The organism is Haloferula sp. (assembly GCF_049672945.1).
Taxonomy (GTDB): domain Bacteria; phylum Verrucomicrobiota; class Verrucomicrobiia; order Verrucomicrobiales; family Akkermansiaceae; genus Haloferula.
On sequence record NZ_JBATWY010000225.1, the window covers coordinates 64,548 to 86,088 of the forward strand.

Here is a 21,541-nt window from a genome sequence, read left to right on the forward strand (position 1 = left end):
ACCGCCCCTACCAAATCGACCACCTCCTCGTCATGCATCCACTGCTGTTTTGGCAGCAGCAACCCGATTCCCGACATCCATGCGGGTCTTCGGGCGGTATGTCGCTTCAGAAAGGGCTCGGTCTGCGATAGTTCGCATTTGCCCCGGGAGTCAGTCCGAGCGATAGAACAGCACGCTCGGAAAGGTATCTTGTTGAGAATCACTAGCCGATCCCAATCGGGCCCATCATTTTCGAGTGACCCGCCTCCACCGGCGCGGTTCCTGGCAAGTGAGTCGGACATCCCAGGATTCCGATCAATCAAACCCATGAATTTTATCACCGCAGCCACTTGCAGCGTCACGGTCATCGTTGCCTTCCTCGCTGCCAGCCATTCCGCTTCCGGGAAGGAAACAGTCGACCGAGAGTTCCCCGCCGGCATCAGGCTTCCGGACGAGGCGCGGGGTGAGGCCGCCATCGCGGCTCTGGCGAACCGGCTGCCGGAAGTCGCCGCCTTTCACGGTAAATCCCCCCAGCGGCTCCGCGAGCTTTTTCGCGCGGATCAGACACTCTGGGTCAATCCCGAGGGAGAGCTCTTCTACGCCTGCGAACTCAATTGCACGGACTGCGACCAAGCGGACACTTCCGCCGAAGGAGAAGAGATGGCAGAGAGTATCGGTGCGACCGATCCACCGCCCTTCGACACCGCCGAGGCCTTTCTGCTCCACAGCCGCCCAGGCGCGAACCGGGTCATCTATCTCGATTTCGACGGCCACGCCGATGCTTCAGGCAAGTGGAAGGCTGGAGCAGAATCCCCGCCCTTCGACCTCGATGGCAATGCTTCCACGTTCAACACCACCGAACGCAACCGCATCATCGGTATCTGGCAGCGCGTCGCCGAAGACTATTCCATGTATGAAATCGACGTCACGACCGAAGACCCGGGGATCGAGGCTCTTAGGAAAGCCAATTCCAGTGACGCGGCTTACGGGATCCGAGTCGTCATCGGCGGCAGCAGCAGCGACTGGTATGGCCGTAGCGCCGGCGGCGTGGCGTTTGTGGGCTCGTTCGACAGCAACACCGACACCCCTTGCTGGGTCTTTCCCAAGGCTCCGGGGGCCGGTATTTCAGAAAAAAACATCGCAGAGGCAGCCAGCCACGAAGCCGGCCACACGCTCGGTCTGTATCACGACGGCGTTACGGATGGTCCCTCCTACTACAATGGTCAGGGAAACTGGGCACCCATCATGGGTGCCAGCTTCAGCAGAAACATCAGCCAATGGAGCCGGGGGGAATACACCGACGCCAACAACGTCCAGGACGACCTCGCCGTCATGCTTACGCAAGGCGCGGTCTATCGCGCCGACGACCACGGCGATAGCAATTCCAGCGCCACCGAGCTTTCCGCCGATAGCGATACCGTTTCCGTCGGCGGTGTCATCCAAAGAAGCAGCGACGTGGATTTCTTCCGCATCGAAGCGGCTGGCGGCGCGCTGGTCATCAACGCCGAGCCCGCGCCCAGCGGCCCGAACCTCCGCATCGAGGTGAAGCTCTTCGATGCCGCTGGCAGCCTCCTGCAGACCGCCACTTCCGCTGACACCAGTTCGGGCACGCAACCGGTCACGCTCACCCGCACGGTGGCAGCCGGCACCGCTTTCATTTCAGTGGACGGCATCGGCAACGGCGATCCCGCCACGACCGGATACTCGGACTACTCCAGCCTCGGACAGTACAAGGTCACCATCACCGGAATCGTCCCCGGAGGCTTCACTTGGCTACCTGTCGCCGCAGGAATACAGCAGTGGAACAACGCGGGGAATTGGGCTCCCAACACCATCCCGAATGCCGCCGGAGAAACCCTGAGAATCAACAACAACCTTATCGGCGATCAGATCATCCAGCTTGCCAGCCCCACCACGCTCGGCACCCTCTTCCTGGGCGATGCCAACAGCAGTCATGGTTTCACCCTTGCGTCCAGCGGTGGCTCGTTGATTTTCGACAACCTCGGCAATCCCGCGAACCTGAGCAAAACGACCGGCACCAATGACCTCATCTCCGTGCCGCTCTTACTAAACGGCGCGCTCGATATCACCCAATCGGCATCGCGCAATCTCAGCTTCTCCGGGGGGATCAGCGGTTCCGGCGCCTTGACCAAGGCCGGTGCCGGCGCGGTGGTTTTCAGCACCGCGAACAGCTACACCGGCCCGACCGTTCTGGAAGACGGACTGTTGCGCCTCGATGCCGCAAACGGCCTGCCCGGTGGTATCGACAACGCCTCCGGCCCCGGTGAGAGCGCCCTCATTTTCAAGGGGGGCGTTGTTGGCCTCGCTAGCGCCGACTTCTCACGCGCACTGGGCAACGGCGACGGTGAACTGAACTGGACCAGCGGCAGCGGTGGCTTCGCCGCCTTTGGCGATGATCGTCAAGTGAGGCTCAACAACGGCGCCGGTGCGGTATCATGGTCGTCGGCGATCATTGGCGGAGGCAACGTGCTGATTCTCGGCCATTCATCTGCCACCCATACCCTTGATTTCGAAAACGGCATCAGTTTCGCTGGGACCCAGCGGACCATCAGGGTGGAGGACGGCCAGGCGGCCGTGGATGCCATTCTCAGCGGGGTGCTTTCCGGTGGCAATTCAAGCGGCTTGGAGAAGACCGGCAGCGGCGTGCTCTCGCTTGCCAAAGCAAACACCTACAATGGCAGCACCACCCTGGATGGCGGCGTGCTGCTCCTCCAAAACACCAACGCACTGCCAAGTGGCAACCTGGAACTCACCGGTGGTGGCATCCTCGGCCTTGGTGCCGGCAACTTCGACGACCGCGTTCTCGGCACCGGCAGCGGCGAACTCCAGTGGACCGGCGAGGGCGGTTTCGCTGCTTTCGGGACGGAGCGCACGGTGAAATTCAGCGCCTCGTCCATCAACTGGAGCGCCACCCATTTCATTGGTCCCGCCAGGGCGCTCCTCCTTGGTCACGAGACCGCGGACGCCACGCTTGATTGGCAGCAAAGGATTTCGCTGGCGGGTAGCGAACGCGCCATTCAGGTCGATGATGGCTCAGCCGCCATCGACGCCAAAATGAGTGGAGTCATCGCCGGCGGCAGCAGCGGAACGTCAAACGTCTTCAACAAAACCGGAGTCGGCACACTCGCCTTCACCGCCCAGAACACCCACTGGGGCGATACCATTGTCAGTGCCGGAACACTGATGATTGGCGATGGCGGCACTACTGGCGGAGTTTCGCAGAATTCCCCGAACATCATCGTGGAAACCGGAGCCATCCTTGCGACCAATCGGAGCGATACCCTTACTCAGGGAACCAATTCCCTCAACGCCGTCATCAGCGGAGACGGAGGGTTCGCCCAAGTGGGCGGCGGCACCACGGTGCTGACCCTCGCCAACACCTTCAGCGGTCCCACGACCGTCACCGGAGGCACGCTGGCCTTGGGAGCGAGCGACACGCTGCCGGACGCCAGCGGGATCTCCATCGGCAGTGCCACGCTTGACGCCGCATCGTTCACCGACACCGTCGGAACCCTCGACATCACCAGCACCGCCACCATCAATCTGGGTGCAGGTGCGGCCTTATCCTTCGCCGATAGCAGCGAGTTCGTCTGGACCGGCGGCCTCAACCTCACCGGTGCTTTCGTCTCCGGCTCCTCGCTGCGCTTCGGTAACAACGTCAACGGCCTGACTTCATCCCAACTTGCCCTCATTTCGATCAATGGTGCCACGCCCCCCCTCGCGCTGGACGCCAATGGCTACCTGATTCAAGTGCCCGGCGGCTATGCGGCATGGGAAGCCACCCACGCACCGAATACCGGCGATGATCCGAATGCGGACGAGGATCGCGATGGCGTCACCAACGGCGTGGAATATGTCCTCGGTGGTCGCATCGACACCCACGATCTCGCCAAGCTTCCGGCCGTTTCTCTCAGTGGTGAAAACATGCTCTTCACCTTCAAGCGTGATCAGGCTTCGATCGACGGTTCTACTGCCCTTGTCATTCAGACGGGAACCACCCTGTCCGCCTGGCCCAACTCGTACATCGTCGGAACCAGCACCGCGGACTCGGCGGCCGGGGTGTCGATCATCGAAAATACACCGAGCGGCTTCGATACCGTGACGCTGACTCTTCCCCTCGGTGCTGATGTGAATCGATTCGCCCGCCTCATGATCACACCCTGATGGCAGGGCCCCGCAAACACGGGAAGGGTCGCCCCCTTTTACGATATCTGCCGTACTTCGATCGACTCTCCGTCTTTGATTTATTTTCAAAGACGTCCTAGAGCCACGTCATTCCGGGCCACCCCGCATGGTTCATGGGCGGACCCCTTTCATGGGCACGGACCTGTTCAGGCTGTCATTCCCACTCAGGGGTTCTCTCATTCACGAAGGCGTGATCGGTTTCGCCGTTGTTGAAGCGACTACCCCACCCGAAAGGGTGAGTCGGTTTCACCCGGTCATGGGATAGACGAATAGTCCTCGAAATCCTAGCGTGTGATTAGGTGAAGAGGGCTGCTGCAAAGCATTGTTTTCGTTTGCCATCCAAAAAGACCTCTTAAAAGCCCGTGATAACCCGCAAATCTGCCCTACTCCGATCCTCCGTTTCCACCTTTGCCACCATCTTGGCCCTCGGCGGCCTCGCCGCGCCTCCGGCATTTGCGGCTACCTTCTACTGGGACATTACCAACCCCACCTCCGCCGCCGGCTTTGGAAATGCAGCCGGCACCTGGGCGCAAAACAGCACCTCCGGCAACGGCAAGTGGACCACGAGCATTGACGGCACGAAGTCAGGCTCAAGTTCGCAGGTCACCGGCAACAACGATATCTTCAACTACGGAACCACCGCAAACGGGCTCGGCGCTGGCACCGTGACCGTGAGTGGTACGGTGACCATGGGCGACACCAACTTCGGTTCAGCTTCGGGGGCCATCTTGATAACCGGCGGCACCATCAACTTCCGGGCCGATGCGACCGTAACGGTCAACAACACCACCAACACGATCGCCTCGGTGGTGGACGGTGCCGGCACGAGCTTCACGAAATCGGGAACCGGCACCTTGGTCCTCTCCGGGGCCAACACCTACAGCGGCGCCACCATCATCAGCGGCGGCACCCTCGTCCTCGGCAATAGCGCCGCCCTGCCCAGCGGAAACCTGGTGCTCAGTGGCGGAGTGCTGGGCCTTGGCGCGGGCGATTTCACCCGTTCCGATGGTGTTGGAGCCAACCAGTTCCAGTGGGCGGGATCCGGTGGTGGCTTCGCCGCCTATGGCGCGGATCGCACCGTCAATGTCGGAGCCCTAAGCTGGGGATCTACCACCTTGGCAGGTAAGACTCTGATTCTCGGTGCCGCGGATTCGGACGCCACGCTCATCTGGGCTTCCACCCTTTCCTTTGCCGGCGGTTCCCGCGACCTTCAGGTTGATGATGGGTCCGCCGCCATCGACGCCGAAATCAGCGGCCGACTAACGAGCTCAGGAACGTTCAACAAGACAGGCAGCGGCGTGCTCTCGCTCACCAACGCCACAAACGACTATGACGCCAGCGTCGTTGTTGGCGGGGGCGTTTTGCGGATCGATACCACCGGCGCGCTGCAGAACGGCAACGTAAGCCTTTCCGGAGGCGGAATCCTCGGCTTGGGCGAAGGTGACCTCACCACCCGTACTAGCGGCTCAGGGGCGAATCAGGTGCAATGGACCGGCAGCGGCGGTTTTGCCGCCTTCGGAGCGGACCGCGCGGTCAAGTTCAGCACATCATCGATCAGCTGGAGCGACGAGAATTTCATTGGTGCCGGACGGACGCTGATCCTCAGCCACTCAACCTCAGACGCCACACTGGTATGGCAGCAGGAGATGTCATTCGCGGGAACCGACCGGACCGTACAAGTTGATAACGGCTCCGCCGCCATTGATGCAAGTTTCAGCGGCCGGCTCAGGGGAGGCGGCTCGAGCGGCTTGGAGAAGACCGGCGCCGGTACCCTTGAAATCGCCAATACATCGAACGACTACGAAGGTGCCACCACCATCACGGCCGGCACGCTCGTCGTCAGTGGCACCATCTCCACCAGCAGCGGCGTCACCGTCAGCGATGGGGCCACCCTTTCCGGAAAAACCACCGATGGTGGAGTCACTACCGGCAAAGTCTCAGCCATCACCCTCAATGGAGGCAGTGGCACCGGGGGCATCTTGTCGCCCGGCGACGGGACTGCCAACAATGTCGGCACTCTCCACGGCAGCACTCTGGAGTGGAATGGTGCAACCGGTAGCGCCTTCTCCCAGATGGTATTCGATCTGAGCAGCGGCGATGTCAGCGACAAGCTCGTTCTCAGTGGTGCCATGACCAAGGGCACGGGCACGATCTTCGAATGGGATTTCGGCAACACCGGCGTTTTTAACAACACTTACACGCTGGTTGCGGCTGGTAGTAACGGCCTCCTCGATTGGATTGCCAGTGATTTCACCTATAAGAATCTCACTCCGGGTCTCACTGGTAATTTCACCATCACCGGCAATAATCTGGATTTCACGGTCATCCCAGAGCCGACCAGCGCGCTGGCCGGGTTGTTGCTCGGCGCCGGTCTGCTACGCCGCCGCCGGTGTTGATTGCCTTGCTTCCGGCGGATTTACGCTTTCAATAGAGCGGAGTCAGGCAAGCCTCTAACCAGAGGCGATCCGCTCGATGGGGTGCAATCAAGCCTTGGGTCTGCCCTACAGCTCACGCATTTGTTAGAAACGGCGGAAGAACAGATTGTGGCTGGCACAAGACCAAAGTTCAGAAGCCGCGGAGATGGACACAAGCCTGATTGGGGACGGAGAGGCAACGAGGAGTCTACCCTAGGTAACCGCCATCCGTCACCCCAACTATCGCCCATGCCCGGGACTCACATTCTGAGGCTGGAGAAGAATCAAAACCGTGGGTGGAGAGAGCTCATTCCTGCCGGAAGACAGAAAGGCCGTAGAAAGGGTCCTCAACTCCAGGACCGTCTACTCGTCAGCAATCCGACCCTCCGCACCGAATCCGCCCTACCAGGACCTCCATCGATCTTCTAGAATCCCCTGGTTTTAAGGCCTCCTTCCGGCTTTCAGCATTATTTGCCTCACTGTTTGCCCGGCACATTATTTGCTATTTTCGACGTAGCTAACCCGTCAAATGCAAAATGAAAGGACTGACCCCTGACCCTCTGGCGCATTATGCACCGGACGGCCTCTATCCGGAGGGTCCGGGATACTGGGCCTACGGTAGCGGCTTTACCATCGTTACGATCGCCATGCTCGAAAGTGCGTTAGAGTCTGATTTCGGGATCTCTGCCTCTCCCGGCTTCATGGAAAGCGCCGTCTTCCGATCGCTCACCACCGCCCCGTCCGGAATGTACTATAACTTCGCCGATTGCCGGGAGTATGGCGGCGAGGGCGGTGACGTCTTGCTGGCTTGGTTTGCGGCGAAGTCGGGCAATAGAACCTTTTTCGAAAAAGAGCGCTTCATGCTTTCGCCCGAGAGGGTCGGTAGGCTCTCAGGTCTCGACGGGGCCGCCATGGCATGGCTTTCCCAATTCGAGGAGAAAACCAACTCAAGGATTCCGTCGGCGTGGAAGGGTGATGGCAGCAATCCGATCGTCATTTTCACCGGTGGTGAAGACGATCCGCACCAATACTACTTCGGCGGCAAAGGTGGTAAAGCGGCGATCAGTCATGGAAACATGGATGCAGGCTCATTCGTTTTTGAGATGGATGGCATTCGTTGGGTGATCGATCCTGGGATGCAGGGTTATCATGAATTGGAAAAGACCGGCTTTAAGCTATGGGGAAGGAAACAGGATAGCGAGCGCTGGACCTTGCTGACCAAAAACAACTTTGGACATAGTGGCCTGACGCTAAACAACGAGTTCCATCGCGTAGATGGCTTCGCACCCTTGATCGATTTCAAGGAAGGCGAAGTCCCCGAGGCCACCTTTGATCTAACTGAGGTCTACGGAGAAAATGCGGCGCAGGTCACACGGCGCTTCATCAAGGACGGACCCGCTTCCCTATTGGTTCACGACATTGTCGAACTGACTGAATCGACAGAAAGGATTACCTGGCAAGTAATGACCACAGCTGAAGTCGAACTCAGCTCAGGCGGGGCGCTACTCCGTCAAGGCGGGAAGGTTCTGCGCGTCGAAAGCCTTTCGCATCCGGAAGTGGAGATTGCGGTGGTTCCGTTGGACCCCCCCCACTGAAACTGGACCGGCAAATCGAGGGGCTAAAACGCCTCGAATTAAGAGTTCCTCCCATGGCCGCCGTCGACAGCAAAATTGAATTAAAAGTCAGGTTGTCGAAGAACACTTTGTAGTTAACCGTTCACCCGGCGCAGCAATCAGGCACGGAGCAGTCGATCCACATTGCCGCTGCCGAGGACGGGATTGTCGTAAAAGGCGATGACGAACATGCTATCCAGCGGTGCTTGGTCCGATCCAGGAATCGGATGAAAGTGCTCGGGAGTCGGCGGAAAGTTGTCGAACGTAAAACTCCAGTTGGGATCGTCCGCCGCAAGAATACCGGCGAAAAGCTCGTCGTCGACATCCGCGATGGCGTCGCCGCTGATCTCGATGACAATTGGTTGGGAAAGTGCTCCTTTGGCAACCACTGATTTACCAAACCGGGACGACTTGCATGCTCGACACCAGGAAGTGGACCCTTCAAACTCCAACCAATGCTAAATCCCGCCCTCTTCTTCCTTTTTTGCATTCGAGTTCTCGTCCTCGCCTCGGCCACCTTTCTCCACTGTTCATGCCACTCCTCGCGACCGGCGCTCACCCCTGAGGAGTTGATCGCGGCAGCAGCTAGCGACAGGCAAGTGCTGGAAAACATCGAGTCCCACAACGTCGAACTTCGTCGGGAATTTCTGGCACTTCGTTCGACGGGAAACTGGAAGACACTCGGATATTTTTCAGCTCAGGAAAGTGATCGTACTGAATTGTTGTATTTCAGATTCCACACCGCGCACCACCAATTGAACGAGATCGTGGAGCGCTACGGGAAAGTGTCAAAGGCTCATCCGATGAGCACCCGCGCGAACCGCCTGGCCCTTGAGCAATCCCACTTTCTCGTCAAGACATTCGCCGACGACAAGATTGCCATCGACAAGCTCAACCAGGCCTACCCGCGATCTGGCATTCCCCGAAATACCTACGACCGACAAGTCGAAAGCCTCGAGCCAGTCTTCAAACGAGGAGCCACCATCGCCAAGGTCAAGGCTACAGACAAAATGGACGATGCTGAGTATCTCGCACAGACCGAGATTTTCTTCCACGTCAGCCGCCTGAAGAAACCCAACGCACACCTCGTATCCTTCAGCGAATCACAAAAGCAGGAAGTCGTTTCCCAACTACAACCCGGCGACATTCTGCTGACCTTCACTGCGGGCTATGCCAGCGACGTATTCATTCCCGGCGCTTTCAAGCACGGCATCACCTTCATCGGCACCGTCGCACAACGCCATGCTGCCGGCCTTTCGCCGGACAAAATCATTCTCGTCGGCGGACGGGCAGAGGGGCAGAAAATCCGCAAGGACCTGGAAAAATCGACGACGGTCGGCGGACGCCCGGCAAACCTGATCGAGGCAGTAGCTGAGGGCGTCAAATTGAGCAATCTGGAATACATCATGGACACGCATATCAACCGTCTGCTGGTCCTGCGACCGACGATCGGAGCGACCGAACGAGCCAAACAAGTCAGCCGGACCTTTTCCTATCTCGGCCAGGACTACGACTTCCGCTTTGACTTTGCGGACTCGAGCAAGCAAGTCTGTACGGAGGTGATTTATCGAGCCATCAACGGACTGGACGATATCAACTTCACACTGACCCGACGCGGCGGCCATGTCACCCTCAGTGCCGATGACATCGTGAACTACTGGCTGCACAAGAACCCCGGAGCCTTTGAGCTCATTCTCTATGCCGAAGAATCGTCTAACAGTCTGGGACATCGCGCCCGTATCCTGACCGGAATGGAAGGCAAGACCCGGGTCACCGAGTTAATGGCGAGCGGCGGAAAAGACTGATGCCACCGAGGACTCCGCAGAGACTCTGCGGATCCCACCGGCTCCCTAACCCAACTCGCTTTTGGTGAAGCCCCCCCTTACCTTCCCGAGAATACCGGATTGAATCCCGCATCTGTTAGAATGCGCTTCACCTCCTCCCGCTTGTCGCCTTGAATCTCAATGCAGCCATCTTTCACCGTGCCTCCGACACCACAGGCTTTCCGCATCTTCTTCGCGAGTTCCTGCTTCTCAGGAAGTCCGATCCCGGTGAAATTTTTCACAATTGTCACGGCCTTCCCTCCACGGTGGGCGGTCTGGCGAACGATGTCGACACGCCCCCGCTGGGGATTCTTCTGACCGCGCTTGGCGGTTTTCGCTACGACACCGGGAATCGAGTCCACCGGCTCATCAGGCAACTTGCCAAGAGCATCGAGGATCCCAAAAGCGTTGAGTGCCTGCAGCCCGTCAACGGAACGCTTGGTCTTGCTCTTCTTTCGGCTCATTGAGGCCCTCAGCCTGAGAGCATCCGGCCCGAATGCCTAGAATAGATTGGAGCAAGCCTCGGAAACCACTTTTCCCTACGGCGCCCGCAATAAAAGGCATCGAAACTAAAAAAGAGCGGCCCGACTGATGACCCAAAGGAAAACCCATTAACCTCGGGGTGGCTCAGTCGGACCGCCTTATTTGTCGCGACGGAGCGAAGTAATGCAGCCCACGTGCCAACCCTCACCTCAAGCGCTTTTTTTTGGAACTATCTCGAGCCTTCATCGCCGACACTTCTCGGGGCACCCCCCTTCTTGCAAAGGTCAAAACCGTGCTTAGGTGATGGAATGGACCCGGCGCTTACTGATCAAATTATCCGCATGGCCTGGGAAGACCGGACAAGCTTTGAAGAAATCGAGAAGCGGACCGGCCTCGCCGAAGCCGAGGTAATCAAAGTGATGCGCCGAAATCTCAAACCACCAAGCTTCAGATTGTGGCGCAAGCGGGTGAGCGGACGGGTCACCAAACACCGCAAGCTGATGAAAGCCCGGATGGGACGTTGAAACCATGATTCGCAGCCAAGGACTGTCGCCTCTACTCACTTACTCGCCCACCCGGCACTTGGATGCCACCTCGCCCCAGGTGAAATCCTCCCGCAGCATCCTGGCAAGCCAAGGGTCCACAGCGGGCAATTGATTCGCGTTGGCGAATTTTTCCGGCTGGGTAACGCGAGTGAAAAGCACTCGTTCACAATCACGGCGCGGCACCGACTTCGTGCCATAACCACCGGGCTGATTGCTCGACCAAAAACGCACGTGCTCTCCATCGTGCCCGAGATAAACGACCAGATGTCCGCGTTCGCGGCCACCGATCTGGTCCGTCCACCAAATCTTAAGAAAGTCCCCCGGCTCCGCCTCGTCCCAAGAAGTGAAGTTCCGGCCTGCACCCAAGTCCGCCACCAGTTTCGCCGAGCCGGGTCCGTTCGAATTCCAACGACCAAAGACCCCGTCCCCATCCTGTTGATCGAGCTTGGGAAGCAGTGCCTCCGATCCACGCCCCAAGGCCTCGAGCAGCACGAGGTAGGTCGCCCCCGAGCAAAAACTCGGTTTGGCGCGCTCGGCATCCAATTGGAATTCACTACCCGTCATATCGCAGGCACCCTGCAGCAGGTTCTTGGTGGCATCGCTGCCGTCATAGCCACCCCCACGGGGCATCATCTGCACCGCCGCGAGCACCTTGGAGTTGAATCCCGAAGGCACCTCAGCCGGCATGGTCGCGCATCCAGCTGCAACTAGTCCGATGATGGAGAGGCTAGCGGATCTGATCAACATACCGCATTCAAACGGCCTAAGCCGAATTAGGCCAGCCGAGATAAGGGATCATTCTGCGGCAGCAGCTAGTCCATTGGCTCACCTATTGGAGAACAATGACCATGGCGACCAAGGCCTCCCTTCTAAAGTTTGTTGAGAAACTGAATACTCTCCTGAATACTCGCAAGCGGATCGGGCGATTGATCCTGCTCGACATGACAATACTCCACGCCCGCCGCCTTGGCCGCGACAATGATCGGCTCGATGTCGATGATCCCGTTTCCCAACTCCTGGAAGGCGTCGTTCGGCACGCTTGAATAAATGGGAACCTTGATCCCTTCCTTCAAGTCCTTCAGGTGAAGCTGGGTCACCCGTCCGGTCATCTTGTTGATCAGCACTGCCGGATCCAGACCGGCGACCTTGACCCAGAACACATCGATCTCAAACTTCATCTCCGGCGAGAACTCCTCCCTCAAAATATCATAACCACATTTGCCGCCCTCCTTTGGTTCAAACTCGAAGCTGTGATTATGATACGAAAGTTGAATCCCCGCCTCCTTGGCCATCGCTGCGGCCTGATTCGAATGGGCCGCGACCTGCTTGTAGTCATCAAGAGTCTTTCGATTTCCATCCTGAAGGTAGGGAATTACCAAATGGCTCAAACCAAGGTTTTCGGCCTTTTCCAAGATCTTCGCGAAATCCGACATTACAGCATCTTTGGGGTTCACCACCGCATCCCACTCGAAGTGCGAGGAGTGCATCGCCAGACCCGCATCCTTGGCTGCTGAAATCATTACATCAGAATCAGGAAAGCCGTAGAGTTCGACCTGCTTGTAACCATCGGCCGCCACCTTTTTCAGGGTCGCGACGGGATCCTTTGCGATGGCGTCACGCAAGGTGTAAAGCTGAATGCCAATGTTCCTGCGGTAGGCATTATCAGCCTCCAGGGCGAGCAAACTGGATGACGGACCAAAGGCAACAGCGGTGGCGCCGGTGGCGCGAATAAAGGTTCGACGAATCATGGGTTTCTCCGGATCGGTGACACGATCCGTATGAAATGTTGAGCTGAAACTCAAATATTTCCGTCAGCTATACCCGGCGACCCAATCCAGTCCTTCAATAACGAGAAACTTTTGCGAGATGGGATACTCCCACACCTTGCTCTTAAAAATTTTTGCCTACTCCGGGCGGCCATTGATAGAGATAGGCAGTTTCAAAATTCTCCGCCCTCTGATCCTGATGCCAATTTTTGCCCGACTCTTCCCCTCCGACTCCCAGGCCGATGTCCGCCTGCTGCCTATCAACACGAATAACAACGCTCATCGAAGCTTCAGCAGAGTAAACGACGTATTGTCCGATGGCACCCACATGGTTTTCGTCACCGGCCCACCAAGTTCCGGAGCCACCCCAGGCATCTCACCCGGTGAGACCTAGATGCGAAGGCTCTCCACCAGCAATTTGACCTATCTTCTCGGAAATACCGGTCAATTCATTGGAGTCGCCAATGCGGTCATCAGCGATAATAGACGCTATGTCGCTTAGGAAACCACCAACCACGGCTCTACCGGGGTTTCGAGAAACACCGAGCACATCTACTAGCGTGATCGTAGCAGCGGCATCACCCGTTTGATCACCGCGGGTGCGGACCAAGCTTGTATCGAGCCGAAAATCTCGGCCAACGGGCTATATTGTCTTCGCCACCAACACCCGGACGTTTTCGGCATCTAGTGCATCGCTTCCGAAATATGAGTGCGAGCACCTCTTGGATCGTCCAAGCCGCCGATACGCTCGCCGATCTTCCCGCTGGAGCAGGCAATGCCCGCCAGGTGGGTTCAGCCACAGTAGAAGGCCACTTTCGCGCTTCCGAGCAAAGGCTTCATGGACGTGAGCCTGACATCCCCATAATACACCGCATACGTGGCCAGCCACTCGCTCTCCGCCAGTTCCTAAGATTCGGTCGCTCTTGTAAAGAAGGCAGGCCTGAAGCTATTCTCCAAGCTGAACAAACTCAGAGCTGACCATTAAGCCACTCTGATCAGTCACATTGAAGCAGATCGCGAAAGCTCCCTCAGGAATGTCTGCGGATACGGTCGATCCGGAAACGATGGCATCAGCTTTCACCCATTCCTTCTTGGACCATGGCCCAGCGGCATCAAGAGTGTAGAGCAGTTGGGCGCTCTTGATCTTCGTCGCAGGGCCGCATTTAACGCTGGCAGTTGAATTCTCAAGTGTCAGTGCCCCCAGTTCTAACAAAGGTGCACCTTTACCTACGATACTTTTGGCGAACACGTAGACCTCACGGTTCCCGATGATCGGACCATGGCCATGTGGCATCTTGTGCTGAAATCGAATCGTCACCGGTCCGTTCACTGCACGGTAGGACTGCTGCGTGGCGGGCATCTGAGTGTAGAAGTCGTTGGTGCTATTCACCCACATGGTCGGATACGTCACGTTCTGGAAGAAGAGCGAGCCGTCGAAATGCTCTCGGATGTATCGATGCTTATCCTTCGGGTGCTTGTTCTGTGGCATGAATCCGGACCCATAGCAGGCAATCCCGAATTGATAGCGATCATCTACACCCATGACGGTTGAAGCCAGAGTCCCTCCCCAGCTCAGACCGACAAATCCGGTCTTGGCCGGATTGATTTCCGGGAACGAGGAAATCAACGAGTGGGCTAGAATCGTCTGCGCCACGGCATGATGATACCACTGGTCCTCCATGGGCTCTTGGTAATCATCAAAGCCGCCAATCCGACGGGGACCCGGATTCGGAGTCGGCTTTCGGGCTCGGCTCTTCTTGTTACCTTGATCTTTTTTGACTGGGATGTGCCCCTCCTGATCAAAAGAAATCGCAGCAAAGCCATTCTGGTTCCATTTTTTCACCCAGTTTTCAAAGGCGGATCCGCCGCCGCCATGGATGCACACGACAGCCGGCCAGCCGCCTTTTGGCATGGTGCCTTCGGGAACCCCGTAATAGCCGAATACCTGCACCCGGTTTCCCTTGAATGGGATCGAATCAAAGAGAATCGCGGTAACACCGTCCTTCGGCGCCAAGTCGGTTTTCTCCCATTTCGGAGCCTGATACAAACGATCAAGATCCCAAGATCTGATCGTCTTTGCATAGGCGGTGGTCAACGCTGCCGTGGCTATCGTTAGAATGATGAAGGCGCGACGAAGGATTGGATTTTTCATGCAGTGAGGGCTGTTGCTTATGGCGAAAGAGTCACCACACCAGATGTTGCCACTTCCGCAACAGAATTTTGGTGGCCTTAGATCTGGAAAACATACGACCCGACCCGCTATCTCCTTCCCAGTAACTGACCCACTACTCAGAACCGAAGGCCCGAGCCCGCTGGTCCCCTGATTGAAGAATCGTCCCGCATAAAAACGTCTGGTTAAATTTTTCGAAAGCCCTTTCATAGGCGTGCCGTAAGCGTATTTCAACCGATGATCATCAAATTCCTATCACTGCTAATTTTTGCCTCCGGTTTGCTCAGTGCGGCCGCGCCGAACATTGTCTTCGTCATCACCGACGACCAAGGCTACGGCGACCTGGGATACACCGGAAACCCGATCATCAAGACCCCGGAAATCGACAAGCTCGCTTCGGAGTCGACGGGTCTCAGCGACTACCACGTTGGGCCGACCTGCTCGCCGACGCGTTGTTCGCTTCTCACGGGTCATTGGACGAATCGCACCGGCGTGTGGCACACCATCATGGGGCGTTCGATGCTGCGTGAAGACGAAGTCACGATTGCGCAGATGTTCAAGGATGGTGGCTATGAAACCAGCATGTTCGGCAAGTGGCACCTGGGTGACAACTTCCCCTACCGTCCCGAAGACCGCGGCTTCACCGAAGTCTACCGTCACGGTGGCGGCGGCATTGGCCAGACGCCGGACGTGTGGGACAATGCTTACTTCGACGGCTCCTATTTTCACAACGGCAAGATCGTTCCCGCAAAAGGGTTTTGCACGGACGTGTTCTTCGAACAGGCGAACGCCTTTATCACGAAGTGCGCACAAGAGAAGAAGCCGTTTTTCGCCTATATTTCACTTAATGCCCCGCACGGGCCGCTCCATTGCCCGCAGAAGTATCTCGATATGTATCAGGACCAGAGTGACAGTATCGCGGCCTTCTACGGCATGATCACTAATATCGATGATAACGTCGGCAAGACCCGGGAGTTGGTGAAGTCACTCGGTATCGGGGAGGATACCATCTTCATCTTTACCACCGACAATGGCACGGCATCGGGAGCCAAAGTGTTCAATGCCGGCATGAAGGGCAAAAAAGGGAGTGCGTATGATGGAGGTCACCGGGTGCCTTTCTTCATTCACTGGCCTGCGGGAGGACTGACCAAGGAACATGATGTCGATACTCTGACCCATATGGTCGACATCGTCCCGACCATGCTGGAATTGACTGGTGTGGAAAAACCGAAGGAGGTGAAGTTCGACGGAGTTTCCATTGTGGAACTCCTCAAGCCTGATAACAAGAATGTCGAATGGCCGGATCGCTTCGTGATCAGCGATTCCCAGCGTGTTCGTGATCCGGTCAAGTGGCGTGGATCCGCCGTGATGTCCGAAAAATATCGGTTGATCGAAGGCAAGGAACTCTACGATATCGATGCCGACCCTGGTCAGAAGAAGAATATCGCGAAAGAGCTGCCTGAAATGGTCGAAACCATGCGTTCGTTCTACGACAAATGGTGGGCTGAGCTTGAGCCCAGCTTTTCCCGCACCACCGAGATCTATCTAGGCCACCCCGACCACCCCGTGGTCACGCTTACCGCTCACGATTGGATCCAAGAAGTTTATCCCCCATGGCACCAGGGTTCCATCCGTTCGAATGCCTGGCAGAAGCGTCCAAACGGCGGCAAGCTGAAGCATGTCGGCTTCTGGGCGGTCAAGGTCGTAGAAGATGGCAAGTATCGTATCTCACTGAGACGCTGGCCTGCGGAATCGGGGGCTGCGATCAATGCCGCGCTTCCGGCGGGCAAAAATGTCGAAGGCGTCACCAGGGCGTTTCGGACTGTCAAGGGAGAGGCGATTGGCGCCCGAACCGCCACACTCCGCATCGATGGCAAGGATCTCGAGACTAAGCCAGTAAAGGGCCAGGCCGAGGAGGTCAGCTTCGAGAAAGAGCTCAAGGCCGGGTCCTACCAATTGGCTCCGTATTTCACGATCAACGACGGTGAACTCGGTGCTTACTACACGATTGTGACTCGGCTGGATTGAATCGCACTTCTTCAGGACAAAAGCAGCAGCAAAGCGCCGAGCTGCTGTCCCTTGCGCGGATCCATGGCGCACGACTCCCGCCCTTCCTCCCGCCACGCTGGACTGGCGCGATGCCCAAAGCTTGGCGAGCGCCGTTGTCGTCACCATCCGCCTCTCTGATTATGATCGGCAGTTCTTTTTTCTGATCGTGAACGAGTCTTGAGCGTCGCCTTGCTCTCGCGTGTTTGCGCTAAAGAAGTCCGATCCGGCGCCGCAGTTCCGATTGAGTATTGGCGAGCAGAACCTGGAAGATCCGGAATGACTCGTTGGCCTGAAGTCGTTCATCAACGAGCTCTTTGACCGCCTTCGCGCGCAGCCCGGAGAGTTCCTCTTCGAAGGCCTGCAACTGAGAAAGGGAGTTCTCACTATTTAGCTGGGAGATGATTTTTTCGATCGCGACATAGTACTGATCAATGCGGTCTTTTTTGCGAAGCAGAAGCCATTTGCGAACTGCGGCACCGCTCGCGAGAAGCGCGATGGCGACGGAGAGGATCAGCGCCATGACCTCCGCGTAGGCGACGAAGAAATTCGGCTCGTTGCGGTGGTAGAAGTCGTCCGCCCCGGAGTGGAGGGGGTAGGAGATGCCCACAAGCTGCTCCGGATGAGGCTCCCTCAGTCCAGCGGCCACCGGGTGCCGCTGCACCAGTGCGACCCGATTCTCGAAGATTGATCGCGTGATCTGCGCAACGCTGTGCTCAGGCAGTTCGCTGCGACAGACGAGCAAGGACGGCAAGGCCAAGGTCTGCACCGCTTCGAGCGGCCTTCCGCTACGTTCAGGATCGTCGCTGCGGTAGGTTCCGGCAGGGATGACGAAGGGCATCAGGTGGGGATAGTGAATCCTCACGCCTTCGACTTCGCTGCCGGGCACGCCAGGATCACCGATTCCAAGCAAGCGCACCTTGCCGCCTGCCATGAGTTCGCGGATGGCACGGGCGCGGACACCCGTCACGGCAAAGACCGCATCGACTTCTCCGGCGAGCAGTTTTTCGCAGGCAGTGGAAAGATCGCCTTCCACCAACTCGGAACGACCAAGGGTGTAGTGCTCGAGGAGATTGCTGACGATCATGCGCGTGCCACTCTCCGCAGATCCGATGGCGAGACGCTTTCCTAACAGCTCACGGACCGAGGTGACCGGCGAGTCGACGGAGACCAGAATGTGCAGCACTTCCTGGTAGAGCGGTGCGATGAGACGAACGTGTTCGTTGGCAGGGGTGCCGTTCTGAACCAGTGCGAGGTCGGATTCGCCGGACTCCAGCCGACGCATGCTCATCAAGCTTCCTTCACTCGGCTGCTGCTCGAAGGTGAGTTCCGGATGATCTTTGGAGACCACCTCCGTGATGGCCGCTGCGAGTGGCTGGTAAAGCCCACCTGCTTCACCGGTCGAGATCCTCAGCTGATAGCTCTGGCGCTGAGCCTGAACCAGCATCAGCCACGGCAGGATGAATAGCGCGAGCACCAGCCCCGCGAGCAGGAACGGCAAAAGTCGGCGCAATTGGTGCGATCGGATCATGTTCTTTTTCTATCCCAGCACCGACAGGTGAATCAATCCCCGCCAACGCCGCCCCCCGCGTTCGCGAAATTGCGCAGCCCTTCAGCCCGGTGCAGGGTGGGAAAACAAGGTTCGACATTTCCCAATTCACCCCCAAGGTCGCAATCTTTCTCTTTCCATGCTCTTCCGCAGCCTTTGCCGCCAAGCCGAAATCGGCTCCAATTCCTACCTTCTCGATAACGGCAACGCGCGTGTCATCCTCGATGCCGGGATGCATCCGAAGCACGAGGGGATGGATTCCGTCCCCCGCTTCGATGAACTCGAAGAAGGATCCATCGATGCCGCCATCATCACCCACTCCCACCTCGATCACATCGGCTCGATGCCGGTGATGCTGCGGGATCAGCCTCAGGCGAAAGTCTTCTTCTCACCCGCTGCCAAGGAAATCGGATTCGCACTGCTTCACAATTCCGTGAACGTGATGCAGTCCAAGCGCACCGAGCTTGGCATCACGGACTACCCACTTTTCTCCCACCGCGAGCTCGACGACATCGAGCGCGTTATCGAGACACGTGCGCTTGAAAGGCCTTTCGATCTCGACCCCGAAGGGAGTTTCCGCGCCACCTTTCACGATGCGGGACATGTGCTGGGATCCGTCGGCGTGACGCTGAAAACGAAAGGCCACACCATCTTCTACACCGGCGATGTGAACTTCGAACCTTCCACCCTGATCAAGGGCGCCGCGTTTCCTGAAGAAACGGTCGACACCCTGATCATTGAAACCACCCGCGGAGACAGCGAGCGACCTGCCGAATACACGCGCGAAGCTGAGGAGCTCCGTTTTGCAGAACACATCGCCAAGACTTTGGATCGACGTGGTTCCGTGCTGATCCCGGTGTTTGCCATGGGCAAGACCCAGGAAGTCCTGACGATGATTCACCGTTTCAAGAAGCGCGGTCTCATCCCCAAAAAGACCCCGGTCTACATCGGTGGTCTCTCGACCAAGATGACGGTGATCTACGACAAGTTCGCCAGCGGTCAGACGCGGCGAAGCGATGACGATTTCCGGATTCTCAAGGACATGGACCTGCAGGCGGGTTCAAAGCGTCGTGGCGGTCGCACGCCGATCATCCCCCAGGCAGGTTCCATCTACTGCCTCTCCAGTGGCATGATGACCGAGAACACGGTATCCAACGGCTTCGCCCGTGCCGGCTTCTTGGAGAACCCGAAGAACTCACTGCTCTTCGTCGGCTATGCCGACCCCGATTCACCCGCTGGTCATATCCGTGCCGCCAAACCCGGGGACAAGATCGTCCTCGACAAACGACAGCCGCCCGTCCCTTTCAATGCCGAGATGGAAGTCTTCGATTTCTCCGGACACGCGACCCGGGATGCGCTGCTTGACTACATTCTGAAGGTGAAACCGAAGAAGGCCTTCCTTGTTCATGGCGACCCGAAAGCCGCTCAATGGTTCGCTGATCAGTTGAAAACGAAGCTCCCCGGCACCGAGGCGATCATCCCCCAGCCGGGTGTGGACTACGAGCTGACTTAGCCCTTGCAGACGTCGATGCGTGAGCCAAGGCGCGGGTAGTTTGCCTGCTCATCGTTTCCGATGACCTTCTCCGCCTTGGGATCCCAGTTGACAGGCTGGCCGCTCTCCATGGCAACAATTGCCAACTGGCCGAATGAAGCGGCGCGATGGGCGCCCTCGGCATCCGACTGGGGAACTTTGCGATCTCGCACACAGTTGATGAAGTCCTGCTGATGGCTGGGCACCTTGCTTTCGTAGTCATCCGGAAGGTTGCGAAGCATCTCGCGGTCAGAGGCTTTGAGCGCCCCGCGACTCGTATGAATCCATCCATTCTCACCGGTGAATTTGGTCCCCATGAAATCGCTGCGGACTTCCAACACACGGCCATCTTCAAAGGTGCCCTGATAGGCATACTTGTCGTAGGCGTCGAAAATCTTGCTGTCTCCTCTTTCTCCAAGACCCTCGACCTTCACGGGGCCGGTCTTATCGAGTCCAAGCGTCCACATCGCGATGTCCACATGGTGGCCGACCCAGTCCAGGAGTTGGCCTCCGCCGAAGGTGTGTAGCCACCGCCAATTCCAAGGATGAACCTGCGAATTGTATTCGAGCTTACCAGCCGGACCGCAATACATGTCCCAGTCAAAGGTAGCAGGCGGCTTGGCGAGGTTTGGATACTTCCTGATATTGCTCCCTTCGGGCGTGCCACATTCCATCCGGGTGATCTTCCCGAGCGTGCCATTCTCGATCAGGGCTTTGAAGCGGCGGAAGTTACTCTTCGAGCGTTGCCATGAACCGGTCTGCCAGACGGTCTCGTTCTTCTTCAAAACGTCGATGAGTTGTCGACCTTCCTTCAGCCCCCAAGTAAACGGCTTCTCGCCGTAAATATCCAGGCCGGCATTGGCGGCATCGATGCCGATCCGCGCATGCCAGTGATCCGGTGTCGCGAGGCAGATCGTATCGAGCTCAGGATGCTGCAGTAGGTCAGTGTAGTTCTGGTAGATCTTGCAGTCCTTATTCCCATAGAACTCGTCCACGATCTTTTTCACTTTCGACATCGCCTTCTTGTCGACGTCACTGACTGCCACGACCCTCACCCCTTCGATATTGAGAAAGGTTTTGATGTTGCCCGTTCCCATTCCTCCGCAACCGATCAGACCAATCGAAATTTCTTCATTCGGCGAACCTGACTGGGCACGGAGGTAGGCCATCGGTGCCACGCCAAGGGCAGCAGCACCGGTAGCAAGGAATCGACGGCGGGAGTATGGAAAAAAGGGTTTCATGATTCTTGAGTTAAGATTTTTGTGGCCAGTCAGGCTGATTCACCGATCATTCCTGTCAATTCCCACCCTCTCATGAAGCTGCTCCATCCCCTTTTCGCCATAGTATTTGTCGCACTCTTCACGGCCACACAGGCAGAGGACGAGAAAGCACCCACCCGCAAGGACATCGCAACCG

At 57.6% G+C, this 21,541-nt stretch carries 15 protein-coding genes; 8 read left to right on the forward strand and 7 right to left on the reverse strand.

Going from position 1 to position 21,541, the window contains the following annotated elements; genetic code table 11:
* Nucleotides 1-306: 306 nt before the first annotated feature.
* The 3 genes from WBG04_RS19820 to WBG04_RS19830 all read left to right on the forward strand — a co-directional run bounded on the left by WBG04_RS19820 (nt 307) and on the right by WBG04_RS19830 (nt 8,194).
* Nucleotides 307-4,164: an autotransporter-associated beta strand repeat-containing protein gene (locus WBG04_RS19820; protein ID WP_424316454.1), complete on the forward strand. Its 3,858-nt coding sequence runs from the start codon at nt 307-309 to the stop codon at nt 4,162-4,164.
* Nucleotides 4,165-4,547: 383 nt separating this feature from the next.
* A complete protein-coding gene (locus WBG04_RS19825) occupies nt 4,548-6,581 on the forward strand; it encodes a beta strand repeat-containing protein (RefSeq protein WP_424316455.1) in 2,034 nt (677 codons plus the stop codon).
* A 554-nt stretch (nt 6,582-7,135) separates the two neighbouring features.
* Nucleotides 7,136-8,194: a heparinase II/III domain-containing protein gene (locus WBG04_RS19830; RefSeq protein ID WP_424316456.1), complete on the forward strand. Its 1,059-nt coding sequence runs from the start codon at nt 7,136-7,138 to the stop codon at nt 8,192-8,194.
* A gap of 137 nt (nt 8,195-8,331) precedes the next feature.
* On the opposite strand, the gene WBG04_RS19835 is transcribed toward WBG04_RS19830, so the two are convergent.
* A complete protein-coding gene (locus WBG04_RS19835) occupies nt 8,332-8,601 on the reverse strand; it encodes a hypothetical protein (RefSeq protein WP_424316457.1) in 270 nt (89 codons plus the stop codon).
* 66 nt (nt 8,602-8,667) lie between these two features.
* On the opposite strand from WBG04_RS19835, the gene WBG04_RS19840 reads away from it, so the two are divergent.
* Nucleotides 8,668-10,017, forward strand: coding sequence for a YiiX/YebB-like N1pC/P60 family cysteine hydrolase (locus tag WBG04_RS19840; RefSeq protein WP_424316458.1), 1,350 nt, complete (start codon nt 8,668-8,670; stop codon nt 10,015-10,017).
* A gap of 77 nt (nt 10,018-10,094) precedes the next feature.
* On the opposite strand, the gene WBG04_RS19845 is transcribed toward WBG04_RS19840, so the two are convergent.
* On the reverse strand, nt 10,095-10,499 hold the full coding sequence (locus tag WBG04_RS19845) for a translation initiation factor (protein WP_424316459.1): 405 nt from the start codon (nt 10,497-10,499) through the stop codon (nt 10,095-10,097).
* Between the two features lie 327 nt (nt 10,500-10,826).
* Here WBG04_RS19845 and WBG04_RS19850 point away from each other — a divergent pair, with 327 nt between their 5' ends.
* Nucleotides 10,827-11,042, forward strand: coding sequence for a TIGR03643 family protein (locus tag WBG04_RS19850; protein ID WP_424316460.1), 216 nt, complete (start codon nt 10,827-10,829; stop codon nt 11,040-11,042).
* 39 nt (nt 11,043-11,081) lie between these two features.
* Here WBG04_RS19850 and WBG04_RS19855 read toward each other — a convergent pair whose 3' ends face one another.
* Nucleotides 11,082-11,750 (reverse strand): hypothetical protein, encoded by a 669-nt coding sequence (locus WBG04_RS19855; protein WP_424316461.1) that lies wholly within the window; start codon nt 11,748-11,750, stop codon nt 11,082-11,084.
* Nucleotides 11,751-11,932: 182 nt separating this feature from the next.
* Complete coding sequence (locus tag WBG04_RS19860; protein ID WP_424316462.1) at nt 11,933-12,811, reverse strand: sugar phosphate isomerase/epimerase family protein; 879 nt, start codon at nt 12,809-12,811, stop codon at nt 11,933-11,935.
* A 217-nt stretch (nt 12,812-13,028) separates the two neighbouring features.
* Between WBG04_RS19860 and WBG04_RS19865 the strand changes: the two genes are divergently transcribed.
* The gene (locus WBG04_RS19865; RefSeq protein ID WP_424316463.1) at nt 13,029-13,223 is read left to right on the forward strand and encodes a hypothetical protein; all 195 of its coding nucleotides are present in this window, start codon (nt 13,029-13,031) and stop codon (nt 13,221-13,223) included.
* A 552-nt stretch (nt 13,224-13,775) separates the two neighbouring features.
* On the opposite strand, the gene WBG04_RS19870 is transcribed toward WBG04_RS19865, so the two are convergent.
* Nucleotides 13,776-15,233 (reverse strand): alpha/beta hydrolase family protein, encoded by a 1,458-nt coding sequence (locus tag WBG04_RS19870; RefSeq protein WP_424316464.1) that lies wholly within the window; start codon nt 15,231-15,233, stop codon nt 13,776-13,778.
* A gap of 3 nt (nt 15,234-15,236) precedes the next feature.
* Between WBG04_RS19870 and WBG04_RS19875 the strand changes: the two genes are divergently transcribed.
* Nucleotides 15,237-17,027: an arylsulfatase gene (locus WBG04_RS19875; RefSeq protein ID WP_424316465.1), complete on the forward strand. Its 1,791-nt coding sequence runs from the start codon at nt 15,237-15,239 to the stop codon at nt 17,025-17,027.
* 229 nt (nt 17,028-17,256) lie between these two features.
* On the opposite strand, the gene WBG04_RS19880 is transcribed toward WBG04_RS19875, so the two are convergent.
* Nucleotides 17,257-18,576, reverse strand: coding sequence for a TAXI family TRAP transporter solute-binding subunit (locus tag WBG04_RS19880; RefSeq protein WP_424316466.1), 1,320 nt, complete (start codon nt 18,574-18,576; stop codon nt 17,257-17,259).
* Between the two features lie 157 nt (nt 18,577-18,733).
* On the opposite strand from WBG04_RS19880, the gene WBG04_RS19885 reads away from it, so the two are divergent.
* Nucleotides 18,734-20,107 (forward strand): MBL fold metallo-hydrolase, encoded by a 1,374-nt coding sequence (locus WBG04_RS19885; protein ID WP_424316467.1) that lies wholly within the window; start codon nt 18,734-18,736, stop codon nt 20,105-20,107.
* Here WBG04_RS19885 and WBG04_RS19890 read toward each other — a convergent pair.
* On the reverse strand, nt 20,104-21,366 hold the full coding sequence (locus tag WBG04_RS19890) for a Gfo/Idh/MocA family protein (RefSeq protein WP_424316468.1): 1,263 nt from the start codon (nt 21,364-21,366) through the stop codon (nt 20,104-20,106). The two genes, WBG04_RS19885 and WBG04_RS19890, sit on opposite strands and share 4 nt — an antisense overlap.
* Nucleotides 21,367-21,541 lie beyond the last annotated feature (175 nt).